Source organism: Pseudomonas sp. F(2018), assembly GCF_005508865.1.
In the GTDB taxonomy this organism is placed as follows: Bacteria; Pseudomonadota; Gammaproteobacteria; order Pseudomonadales; family Pseudomonadaceae; genus Aquipseudomonas.
Window position 1 is genome coordinate 1,236,448 of sequence record NZ_SCOM01000001.1, and the last position, 10,321, is coordinate 1,246,768.

16 protein-coding genes and 1 other RNA gene are annotated in these 10,321 nt (G+C 63.4%); 1 reads left to right on the top strand and 16 read right to left on the bottom strand.

Translation table 11 applies throughout. The features are described from left to right. Positions 1–36 precede the first annotated feature (36 nt). Genes FFS62_RS05995 through FFS62_RS06005 form a run of 3 tightly spaced genes read right to left on the bottom strand, consistent with a single transcriptional unit; the run spans position 37 to position 4,348 of the window. On the bottom strand, positions 37–1,224 hold the full coding sequence (locus FFS62_RS05995; RefSeq protein ID WP_137971876.1) for a phage minor head protein: 1,188 nt from the start codon (positions 1,222–1,224) through the stop codon (positions 37–39). After that, the gene (locus FFS62_RS06000) at positions 1,224–2,753 is read right to left on the bottom strand and encodes a DUF935 domain-containing protein (protein WP_137971877.1); all 1,530 of its coding nucleotides are present in this window, start codon (positions 2,751–2,753) and stop codon (positions 1,224–1,226) included. Before FFS62_RS06000 ends, FFS62_RS05995 begins: the two co-directional genes overlap by 1 nt. 8 nt (positions 2,754–2,761) lie before the next feature. Continuing rightward, on the bottom strand, positions 2,762–4,348 hold the full coding sequence (locus FFS62_RS06005) for a hypothetical protein (protein ID WP_256662117.1): 1,587 nt from the start codon (positions 4,346–4,348) through the stop codon (positions 2,762–2,764). 59 nt (positions 4,349–4,407) lie between these two features. Between FFS62_RS06005 and FFS62_RS06010 the strand changes: the two genes are divergently transcribed. Beyond that, positions 4,408–4,872 (top strand): hypothetical protein, encoded by a 465-nt coding sequence (locus FFS62_RS06010; protein ID WP_137971878.1) that lies wholly within the window; start codon positions 4,408–4,410, stop codon positions 4,870–4,872. Positions 4,873–4,877: 5 nt separating this feature from the next. Here the strand turns inward: FFS62_RS06010 and FFS62_RS06015 are convergent, their stop codons facing one another. The 13 genes from FFS62_RS06015 to FFS62_RS06075 form a co-directional block, all read right to left on the bottom strand. Continuing rightward, positions 4,878–5,390, bottom strand: coding sequence for a DUF3486 family protein (locus FFS62_RS06015; protein WP_137971879.1), 513 nt, complete (start codon positions 5,388–5,390; stop codon positions 4,878–4,880). 3 nt (positions 5,391–5,393) lie between these two features. Continuing rightward, the gene (locus FFS62_RS06020; protein WP_137971880.1) at positions 5,394–5,696 is read right to left on the bottom strand and encodes a hypothetical protein; all 303 of its coding nucleotides are present in this window, start codon (positions 5,694–5,696) and stop codon (positions 5,394–5,396) included. Continuing rightward, the gene (locus FFS62_RS06025) at positions 5,693–6,007 is read right to left on the bottom strand and encodes a hypothetical protein (RefSeq protein ID WP_218569271.1); all 315 of its coding nucleotides are present in this window, start codon (positions 6,005–6,007) and stop codon (positions 5,693–5,695) included. Before FFS62_RS06025 ends, FFS62_RS06020 begins: the two co-directional genes overlap by 4 nt. After that, positions 6,007–6,642 (bottom strand): hypothetical protein, encoded by a 636-nt coding sequence (locus FFS62_RS06030; protein WP_137971881.1) that lies wholly within the window; start codon positions 6,640–6,642, stop codon positions 6,007–6,009. Before FFS62_RS06030 ends, FFS62_RS06025 begins: the two co-directional genes overlap by 1 nt. Next, positions 6,639–7,145 carry a lysozyme gene (locus tag FFS62_RS06035; RefSeq protein WP_137971882.1) on the bottom strand — a complete coding sequence of 169 codons (507 nt, stop codon included), beginning with the start codon at positions 7,143–7,145 and terminating at the stop codon, positions 6,639–6,641. Before FFS62_RS06035 ends, FFS62_RS06030 begins: the two co-directional genes overlap by 4 nt. Next, positions 7,146–7,481, bottom strand: coding sequence for a hypothetical protein (locus FFS62_RS06040; protein WP_137971883.1), 336 nt, complete (start codon positions 7,479–7,481; stop codon positions 7,146–7,148). It lies immediately after the preceding gene. A 94-nt stretch (positions 7,482–7,575) separates the two neighbouring features. Next, the gene (locus FFS62_RS06045; protein WP_137971884.1) at positions 7,576–8,049 is read right to left on the bottom strand and encodes a hypothetical protein; all 474 of its coding nucleotides are present in this window, start codon (positions 8,047–8,049) and stop codon (positions 7,576–7,578) included. Between the two features lie 14 nt (positions 8,050–8,063). Further along, entirely contained in the window at positions 8,064–8,492 is a 429-nt protein-coding gene (locus tag FFS62_RS06050) for a Mor transcription activator family protein (protein ID WP_137971885.1), read from the bottom strand. After that, entirely contained in the window at positions 8,492–8,914 is a 423-nt protein-coding gene (locus tag FFS62_RS06055; protein WP_137971886.1) for a gp16 family protein, read from the bottom strand. Before FFS62_RS06055 ends, FFS62_RS06050 begins: the two co-directional genes overlap by 1 nt. Then, positions 8,911–9,186 (bottom strand): hypothetical protein, encoded by a 276-nt coding sequence (locus FFS62_RS06060; RefSeq protein WP_137971887.1) that lies wholly within the window; start codon positions 9,184–9,186, stop codon positions 8,911–8,913. The genes FFS62_RS06055 and FFS62_RS06060 overlap by 4 nt, the downstream gene beginning before the upstream one ends. A gap of 6 nt (positions 9,187–9,192) precedes the next feature. Next, an RNA gene (locus FFS62_RS06065) (hammerhead ribozyme type II) lies at positions 9,193–9,265 on the bottom strand. Next, positions 9,264–9,563: an HU family DNA-binding protein gene (locus FFS62_RS06070; RefSeq protein ID WP_137971888.1), complete on the bottom strand. Its 300-nt coding sequence runs from the start codon at positions 9,561–9,563 to the stop codon at positions 9,264–9,266. The genes FFS62_RS06065 and FFS62_RS06070 overlap by 2 nt, the downstream gene beginning before the upstream one ends. A gap of 263 nt (positions 9,564–9,826) precedes the next feature. Continuing rightward, a complete protein-coding gene (locus FFS62_RS06075; RefSeq protein ID WP_137971889.1) occupies positions 9,827–10,321 on the bottom strand; it encodes a hypothetical protein in 495 nt (164 codons plus the stop codon).

Sequence of the window (10,321 nt, forward strand, 5' to 3'; positions counted from 1 at the left end):
GCCCCCAGCTACCATGGCCGCATGGCATCGGCCGATCTAGTTTGGGTTTAGCTTATCGGCCTTTTTCCGCAGGCGCCGCAACTCCTGATCCCTCAAGGCTTGCCGGCTGCTCAGCCTGCGCAGACTAGTCATGAACAGTCCCTTGCCGCTCTTCGTCGCCTTGACCACGGTGACGTATCCCTCTTCTTCCAGGATGAAGATGACCGAGCCGTCTCTGGCATCGAGGATCTGCTCCCCCTGGTCTACCGCTGTCTGCACCACGCCATACTCGCCCAGCGTGATCTCCGGGTGCTCGCGCAGCTGCTTGGCCAGGGTCTCCTCGGAAAATGCCACCAGCTGGGTCTTGGCCCCCATGCGCTCGGCCAGCTCCTTGCCCACATAGGCTAACGGGAAGGCGCCCGCCGGTTTGCGATACCACTCGGAGAACGCCGGGCCGGTTACTAGGTCGGCAATGCTGGAGCGAACTATGGGTGGCGGAGCGGCCTCCAGTTTCTCCACTAGGTGGCGAGACAGGCTCGCCCGCCGCCCACCAGGTGGATAGTGGAACGCGGGGTGTACCCCTACCGGAATCTGCTGGACTTCGCCGGTTCTCTGATTCACATAGGGGCGCGTAGGCACCTGCGGTGCTTGGCGTACGGACTTGCCCAGGCGCTCCAGCTGTCGCGCAGACCGGGGGGTGACCCGGCACTTGCAGCCAAACTCCTTGACCGGGCAATGGGCCTGCCAGAACGGGTCATCTACCGGCAGCACCAGGCCATCCCAGGCGCTGTGCTGCAGACGCGGGTTCTCGGAGTTGGCGCCGTCATACTCCAGGAATGGAAAGGCCTCTTTGTTGCCCTGGATGCGCGCCCATTGCCCCTCGGCGTGGGCCGTACGCAGGTTGCTGTCATAGATGACCTTGAGGCGGCGCGGGCTGCCGAGCTGGACCTCCTGGTCCTCTCCTGTCTGCGGGTCGCGCTGCACCTGCCGCCCCCACCAGCCTCTGGCCTGCAGGTTTGGAGTCAAACGCTTCCGGAAGTCCTGGAGCGTGGTGCCCTCGGCCAGCGCGCGGTCGACTTCGGCGCGGATGTCCTGGAGCAGGTCCAGTTGCATCGCCTTGGCCACCGTAAAAGCGGCCTGGTGCTGGGATTGCCAGACGTCGCGGTGGTCGAAGCCAATGGCGTAACCCTTCTGGCGGAAGTACTCGACGGCTTCCTTGGGCGGCAGCGGGCGCAGTTCGATCATCAGACGGCGCCACTTTGGCCGGCCAAGCCAGCAGCGAACATGCCCTGGGCGATCAGCTCCGCCAGATCATCAACGTCGAGCTGTGGAATGATCTCCGGCAGCCGGTCGCGGAACTCTTCCAGGGTCTTGCAGCTGGCCAGCAACTGCTGCACCGGCTCGGCCAGTGCGGCGACCGGCTGCCATTCGTTGGCCAGTTGGTCGGCCAGATCGCCCAACGGGTCGGCGGGTTGCTCCGACTTGAGTGCCGCGACACGAGCAGCGGCAGAGCCAGGCGCTGCGCTTCCCGGCCGGACCAGGACTCGCTCTTTGCCGGTAGGCAGAGGGATACGCAGCTTGTCATGTACCCAGCTTTCCGGAATCTGCAGGCCCGCGTCGACCAGTTGCGGAAGCGCCTCTGCATAGACGCCCAGGTCTTCAGGCTCGACCAGGTCGAACTGGAAGCGAGGCAGGCGACGCGGGTCGCGATCACCGCCTTTGTTAAGCACCAGGAGCGGATAGAGCAGGTATTGGCGCAGGGTAGTTGCGACTTGTTTGGCATCGCTCTTGAGGAGGTCGTGCCGCACTTCGTTGTGTACGTTGCCCAGAGCATTGGTGGCAGTCTTGCCGTCGGCCTGACTGGTGAGCGTACCGCCCAGGATGGCTTTGGACATGCTCTTCTCTGCCCATTGGACCATCCAGTCGAACGGCTCATGCGTTCCCTTCGCGGCTTCCTTAAAGTCGATGGCCATGCCTTCGGGAATGATCCCCGCTGCATTGTGGCCAATGCTCACAACCGCGCGCAGCAGGGTCGCCTTTTCCTGAGCACTGGCGCCAGGTTGGTACTTGCCCAGACGCAGAGGAAGGCCGTACACCTCCAGGAACTCGGCCAGGTCGCGAACCGCGTAGTTCTTGAATAGGTAGGGCCAAGCCAGCACACGGTACAGTCCGGCGCGCGCCACATAACCGGATTTGGCCTTGTGCTGGTGGACAATCCAGCCGAACGGATTGAGGGCCTCCCCTGCGGGAGAGCCATCGCGCAGGCGCAGCTCGGTACGGGTTTCTGGGTCCAGCTGGAACCAGGAGGACTCCCGATAGTTGAACGCACCCGGCATCCACTCTCGTCCAACCTTCTGCCAGTCCAGCTCGATGCAGGAGAAGCCCTTGCCGATGGCATCGAGCATGTCGAACAGCAGATCCTCGAAGTCACCCAGGTCCTGGAGCATCTCATTCAACCAGTCGGCTTCGGCCTTCTCGGCAGCGGTCGGATTGCGAGGCGGTGACACCTGCCACTCAACGGTGGTGAGCGCGCGGCGCCGCTTGCCGATCTCAGCCAGCAGATGGGCGTCCTTCTCCTCCATGTCCTGGAACAGTTCGCATTGTGCCCGGAGGTCGCCTTGCTCGGCGCCGCGCAGGATCTGCGCCAGACGGGGCGGTGTCAGCCCACTGGACGGGTGTTCGGCGTACTCGGTTTGGAGCTGAGCCAGGCGGCTTGTCTGTTGCTCGCTCAGCGTCTGACGCTCCAGGGGGCGTCCAAAAATATCTACAAGCATGTGGGCTCCTACCAGCCGCCCTTAAATCCGGCGTGGTCGTCGTGGTCGTGGTCGGCCATATCCCAGCGGCTGGCGCTGGTGGGGGCTGCGGTGTATTCAATGGGTGCTGCCGGGGTGCGGCTGGCGGCGTGGGCCAGCACGCCCGCGACGGCGGCGTCGCCGTGCCGCTTCCCGCCGCCCTTCTCGGTGGTGCGGACGTCGGGGATTCGCGGGACGCCCTTGATGACAGTGATTGCCCGGTAGTCGTCCACCGTGTCCTTGTCGGCCGGGATCTGGTCGAGCGTCCCGTCCTCGAGGGCGGCCTTGAATGGCGGCATGTTGTCCCGATACCATCCCTCGGTAAGCATTACCTGGTCTATGCGGGTGTGGCCGTACCGGACGGCGGCGGCCTCGGCTATGGCCTGGCCGTTACCGCGTGCATCGTTCTTGCCCCCGAGGAAGCCCGGCAGGCGGTCGACGATATAGAAGAGGATCTGCTCCTGTTGCTTGAACGGTACGTTGCGCAGCTCAACCTGGAACGGCTGGCGCCGCCTCAAGTCCTGGAGCTGGACCAGGGGCACGATGACGGACAGGTCGCCACTGCGGCCGAAGTCCATGCCATAAAAGCTGCGAAGGTCGCTTGGGAGCGCCTCTAGCAGGGGTAGCACTCTACGCTCGCACCAGGACAAGGAGTCGGCCAGGCGCAGGTGCTCGGCAATGGTCTCGTAGCCTTGGGGGTAAGCAAGCCGTAGCACTGGCACCTCGCGGCTCGCACGCTTCTCCAGAAGCGCCAGGCTCAGGTAGGCGCCGCCGCCCTGGCTGGGCACGCAATCCAGCTCCTCTTCAGCGGCATCGCCATAGAAGGCATACACGGACTCCATCCACTCTTTCTCACCCTCGGCCGTCCACTCGGTGCCTTTACGAAGGCAGACACGGCGGTAAAGGCCATCGGCCACAGCCTCCTTGAAGGTGCAACGAAACAGCTCGCCCTTGCGCTTGCCCGCTCGTATGTCCTGGATCAGTTCATTGAAGGGGTTATCGGTGCCATCGTGGGTGCTGATGACATGCACCTCGCCGCCCCAGATCAGCAACGCCAGAGCCGCCTTGAGCAGCTCGGCTAGGTCCTGGTGGAATGCGGCCTCATCGATAACGACCACGCCCTGGCGGCCGCGCAGGTTGCTGGGGCGGCTGGTCAAGGCAACGATTCGGTAGCCTGACGGGAAAGTGATGGTGAAGGTCTTGATATGCTTGTCTGGGTCTTCATCTGCCCAGATGCCTTCCTCGATCTCGCCGGCCGCGTAGTTGAAGGCCCGTGCCCACATGGCGCAGGCCTGGATGTACTCAACCGTCATGTCCTGGTTGTAGCCCAGGTAATAGACGTTCATGCCCCCGGCCTTGGTCGAGCTTGCCGCTACCAGGACGTTGTCCGCTGCCTCAGCCCAGGTCAGGCCGATACGGCGCGATTTCTCGCCGACCTTGAGCGGTGCACGAAGGCCGACCCACCGTTGCTGGTATGTGAGCAGGACAGAGGGCGCTTCAACCTCTGCGCTTTCAGATACCGCCTCAGCCAGCGGGGATATCTTCTTAGCGGGGTTGGCTTGGGGACCGGTGTTCATGCTTCCCCCGAGTCAGTGGTAGCCTTTCGGGGCCAATTGAAGCGCGAAGGAGCACGGCAATGATGGAGTGGGTTTCCGGTGCCATTGAGAGCACGAAAGCTGCCTATGGAATAACCAAGGCAATGGTCACCATTCGGGATGAAAGCCTGATTCAGGCTCGGGTGTTTGAATTGAACACTGTGTTGGCTGATCTCCAGCAGCAGATGCTTCAGGGGCAGCGTGAGCAGATGAGCCTTTTGGATGAGTTGGCCAGGACCAAGAAAGAGCTGTCTGAGCTTTCTGAAGCCCGAATGAAGGACGACAAATACGAGCGTCGACAGTTTCCATCTGGCAATTTTGCCTATCAGTTGCGCGGCGAAAATGCCCAGGGCGAGGCCAACCACTTCTTGTGTAGCTTGTGCTTTGAGAAAGGTACGCATGTAACGCTGCACGCCTACGACCGTGGAGACCTGCTCACTTGCCCCGCGTGCAAATATGGCGTCCGAGTTGCTGCTCTGAAGCCGCATGTGCCAAGGCCGCGATAATTCGATCACGACGCCACCCCAAGAATCTCGCGGCGGATCTCAGACACAGTGTCCACATTGAGGCCGCCTTTGCGGGCGATCTTCTCGACAGCTTGGGCTGCGGCCTCAACCTTGGAGCGCACCTCGGCTTGCCACTTCTTCTGTACTACGGCGGCGCGCCCAAGCTCGGCAACTGCCTTAGCGACCTTGGGCAGGTCGATCTGCTTGCCGTCCGCCATCAGCAGCTTGAACAGGTGCTCCTGCACCAAGCGCATGAGCGCCTCGTTTACCGCGCCTTCTTCGTCGGGCGCGGCGGCAACCACCGCTCGCGCCTGCTCACTGGCCATGCGCAAGGCTGAGAGACGGTCCTCGAAGCTCTGACCGTAGGCGTGCAGAGCCGACTTGCCGATGCTGATGCCACGGGTGGCCAGCTCTGCCGATAACACCTCATAGCCACTGAAGTTGTTTTCCACCAGGTACTGGTCGAGCCAGGCTTTCAGCTCTGGCGGTAGTTGGGCGACCTTGCCACGGGGCGGCATGGCTCAGCCCCGCACCGGGCGTGCAATACCCGGATTGCACTCGATGGTGTACTCCGCGATGTCCACGCCGTAGTGCGTCAAACCGCAGACCCACACGCCGCTGGGCTCTTTCTTCAGGGTCACCAGGCTACGGTCGGCCAGGTAGTCCAGCTCGCGGCGGACCTCGTGCTGGGTAGCATCGGTGTAGATGCCCTGGATGGTAGAGAGGACCAGGGCCTCGTGCGGGTCCACCGGGCGAGCGTTGTTCAGGGTAAGCAGGATGTACCAGCGCATGGACTCCCGGCGAATCTTGGCGGCGTCAATCATTCTTTAGCTCCTCTGATCTGGACGACTTCAAGCCTGTCCCGTAGGCCATCGAGCTTCGCTTCGATGATGGTCTGGTTGCGCACGTAGTCCTGGCGATGGACGTATTGCAGAGGCAACTCTGCCTGGAAGCGCAGAAAGTCCTTTTCCAGCTCTGCGAGCTTGGCGATCTCTTTGTCCTGGGCGGCGAAGCGCTCGCCCAGGCGCTTCTCCATCTGGCTCAGCAGCAACTTGACCAGGCTGAACACCAAGCCGCTGAAGATCCCCAGCAGCGAGATGGCCCAGCCCACAGCCTCGGTAAAATCCATTTGCATCAGTGGCCCTCCACGGCGTCGATCAGAGCGTCCAGCTGGTCGGCCACGTTGCGACACTGCTCGGCGTAGTGGACGTGATGGGCGAGGACTTCGGTGCGGCCGATGCCTGCATCGAGCTGGTCAAGGGCTTGGCTTTCGGCGCCTTGCGCAGCAGCTCGGCCGGGATCTGCGGCTTCGGACACTGCGGGTCGGGCTCCGGTGGCTTCGTCGTAAACGCGCACCCAGCCACGAGTGAACACGCAAGCAGGCAGAGGCTCAGGCTCAGCGTCGAGCGCCTTGCGGTAGAGGTCGTTGACACGGGCAATCTCCCCAGAGAGTCGGTCGGTGGTTTGGCGGTGGGTGCGTCGCTGCTCGGCCAGGTCGGCCGCCAGCTGGTTGTTGCGGGCCTGCTCTTCCTGCAAGCGTTTGGTGGCAGCTTTGGCACTGGCCTCGGCGGCCTGGGCGCGCACAAGCTCCAGCTGCTGGTACTCGCCGCTCTTCTTCTCAAGGGCTAGGGCGCCCTCGTCAGTGGCCTTGGCGTAACCCTTTTCGTAGGCGGCCGATTTCCAATGCTCAATGGCGAGGTTCCACCCCACCACCAGGGCGATGGTCACGATCAAGGGAGCCAGCTTGCTGAGGTGGTTAAGCCAGGTCACTGCAGGCCCTCCTCGCAGAGCTTGCGCTCAGCCTCTCGGCGCAGGACCAAGCCGCGCAGCTGGCGCCCGCCCGCTTTGCTCCAGTAGGGAAGCTGCGCGCAGGCCTCAGCGATCCGGCCAGCCTGCAGGTGCAGCAGCATGGTCGAGTGGCCGCCTTTCTTGAGCCAGACAAAGCCGTCCTTCACGCCCTTACCACCAGGGCCGGCGTTGTAGATGAAGGACAGGAAGGCGGCGAGGGTCTTGGGCGTCAGGCTGTTGGCCACGTTGTCCGGCACCCACCGCTCAAACACGGCGGCTGCCTCCTCCAGGCCCTGGCGGGTGTATGCGTCGCACTGTGCCGGGGTGGCCTGGTCGCCCAAGCGGACCCCTCGGGTCCAGCCGTCACAGATGGTTGGCGTACCCACCGGATCAACGTAGGCCAGCAGGCTGCGGCCTTCGTAGTAGCCGACCACAGGCGTGGCCACGCTGAGAGTCGCCACCAGTAGGCGCGTCTTGATGCCCATCTACTGGACTCCCTGTACAGACGCACGCAGCCGCGCCAGAGCGGCGTTGCCGACCTCCGGCTCGCTCTTGCGGTGCTGGGTTACGTTGGGGGTGTCTTGACGGCGCGGGGCTGCCGGGGGCTTCTGCTTGGAGCCTTCGGCCCGTTCGCGCTGGTGGCGGCGATAGGCGTTGACCTTGGGAAAGGCCGAGCGCACATGCTCTTCGACCATCTCGCGCCAATCTGCCGGGCAACGCTCCATCAGGCCCTGGCGCCGCTCCAGCGAAGGCTCGGCGAGCACTGCCGCCGCGTAGTCGCGGGGCGAAGTGAGAGTGCGATGAGCGGCTTTAGTTTTCATGCCGCCATGTTCAAGCCTGGCGGCACGCGGGATTAGCTGGAAGGGGTTCAGTAGATAGCAAAAGCCCCGCTTGGTGCGGGGCTTCGGTGGCGGGTCAGAGCTGTTCTATTCCCTGGTCTTGGGCGTATCGATAGGCATCGTACCCTATGCCGTTGTGGAAGCTCTCCATGCGCTGCTGGTAAGCCTTCCCGGTACGGTCGAGCGCTAGGATTTCCTTGGCTAGCGCGGCTGATTTCTGCATCAGCTCGGCAAGCTGCAGGTCTTGCTTACTCAGACCGCCCGAGGATCTGGCTTGCTTGGCGGCCTGCTGCTGCTGATCCACCAAGTGGGCTAGCAGCTCGGCGTCCTGGCTCGTAAGCGCGCCATCACGGTACAGAGACAGCCCGTTCTTTACCTGCATGAGATAGGCGGCCTGCTGGGCAAGCGTGCCGTCATTGCTGGCGGCCTGGGCGGCTGCTTCACGGAACTCGGTGACCGCCATATCCGTCAGCGGGTCGGTCGATGCCTGTGCATGCGACACTCCGCAGGCTGCCAACAGCGCCCCGGCCATTATCCAGTTACGCCACATGATTGCTCCCTCCTTCAATGGAACAGGTCTCCAGTCGCCTCGGGCGATGGCTGTTTGAGTATCGCCCAAATCCACCGGTCGCTGAGACCGAATGTACGGGCCAGCTCGTTGACGACCACGTTGGCGCTAACGCCTTCACGCACGGCCTGCTCGAACTGGCGGTTGATCTCCATATCGCGAAGCCTGCGCAATGGAGCATCGCACTTCGCAATATACAACGGCACGTTCGCCCACCGCTTGGCCATGATGTTCGCCGCGTCCTCGCCTACCACTTCCTTGAGCGCTTCATGGCGGATGATTCCCAAGCGGCGAACGCCTTTTGCCACAGGCCAGGTCGTGCCGCCCAGCTCTTCCACCAGGCGTTGGGTAGCCGGAAAGCCGATGGCCTCGACAATGTCCTGGATCTGCTGTGGCAACAGGGAGCGGACTTGCTCCAGGTTCATCACTCAGCCCTCACTTTGCGTTTGGCATCTTTGGTCAGAGCTGCCACCACGCCACGCAGTTGGGTCGGGTCGCACCACTCGACACGCTCGACCTTGTACATGCGGCGGGCCATGGAATCGACGTATTCCCACGGGCGTCCAGCTTCGGCGAGCTGCGCCTCGATCTTGCCGACTAGGGCCTGGCGCTCGTCCGATGGGTTCGGCGCCACGCGGCCGGTGCGTTTGGTCGCGCGCTTGGCGGCCGGCTTGGCCACCCACCCCAAGCGCTCGAACTCGGCCAGAACGCGGCCGATCTGGTGAGGCGTCAGCTCTTTGGAAGACCGCACGCCGGCCACGCGGGCCAGGATCGAGCGGTATACATCGTCATCCAGGCCCATGTCGCGGCGGGCAATGTGAATCTTCTTCAGCGCGGCGCTGCTCATGCTGGGTTCCTCGGGTCCATAGCGGCCCGGAAGGCGGCCGGATCGCGGCGCGCCAGACCCGCCATGTAGCGGATGGTCAGGGTGATCACCTCGTCCCGTTCCTCGTAGCCGCCGACCTGCTGCATCAGCTCCAGATCGGCTCGGGTGCCACGGTAGGTGGTGATCTTGGTTCTCTCGGCGCCGACCCGCTCAGCATGCGCGGCATCGCGGTCGCGCTTGTTCTGCTGGCGCTTTGTGTCCTGCTGGCGGACTCGGTCGGTTCTGGGTTTCATGCTCATTCGTGGCTGCTCATCAGTACCCAGCCACCACGCTGGGCAGACCAGCCCCGGCCAGGCCGGGGTGGTTTCGCTTAGGGTTGGTTAAGGGCCTCGTCCAGGCCTTTGCCGACAACCAGCTTGGCGGTGGTCTTGGCCGGGATCTCGATGGGCTTGCCGGTGGCCGGGTTGCGACCGGTACGGGCGGCACGCTGGCTGGCCTTGAGCTTTCCCAGGCCCGGCAGCGGCACTTCGCCGTCTTCCTTGAGGGCGCGCGCAGCTACAGTGCCGTAGTAGCGCAGCACCGCTTCAACCTGGGTCAGGCTGATAGGAGTGCCGCCCACGCCCAGGTCATTACGGATGGTCTCGATCAGTTCTTTTTGGGTCAGACTCATGGTGTTGCTCCTCGCTTAGTGCAGGGTGGGTTTGGATTCGGCGGGGTTGGCCTGGCCTTCGGCTCCGCGTCTGGCTTGGCATTTCGGGCAGTTGCAGTCGCTAGCCTGGAGCGCAACTACGCGCCCGGCGACTTCTACCAATGTCTTGACGACACGCCCGGAAGCAGTGCTTTCCAGAGCGCCATCGCCCTCTACGCGGATAGAAATACCTCCCTCCATGTCGCTGACAGTGATGGTGTGTTTGGCCATATGTGCTGGGTCTCCTAGCGCTGGCGGTTGAAGGTGAAACGGAAGTCACGGGCCAGCTGGCGCGCCTGTTTCTCAGTGACGCCGACAGCTTCGGCGGCCGCCATCGGCGAGGCGCCGAGCTTGGCCTGGACCATTAGGCGGGCAGCCAGCTGGGGCGTAGTCAGGTCCGAGCAGCGGTCCTTCTCGACGACCTGGAGCTGCTCCGATTGCTCGTCCTGCATTTGCTCGATCTCGATGTCCGGCTTGGCCGGAGCGCATGCGGGCGCCGGCTGCGCCTTGGCGCGCAGCGGCCCGGCCTCCGGCCGGACAAACAGGTGTGAGTAAATCGGCGTCTTTTCTGGTGCGATCACAAAGGTGTATTTGTCGCGCATCTGGAAGCCGACCTCCTGAACCTGGCCGCCTTTGGCCAGAAATTCGGCAGTCAGCTCTTCCAGGCGTTGCCGCTCCTGCTCGTGGTATGGCGAGCGAATCGGTAGGGGGTCGGTGCTGGTGTCGTGATAACGCTGCAT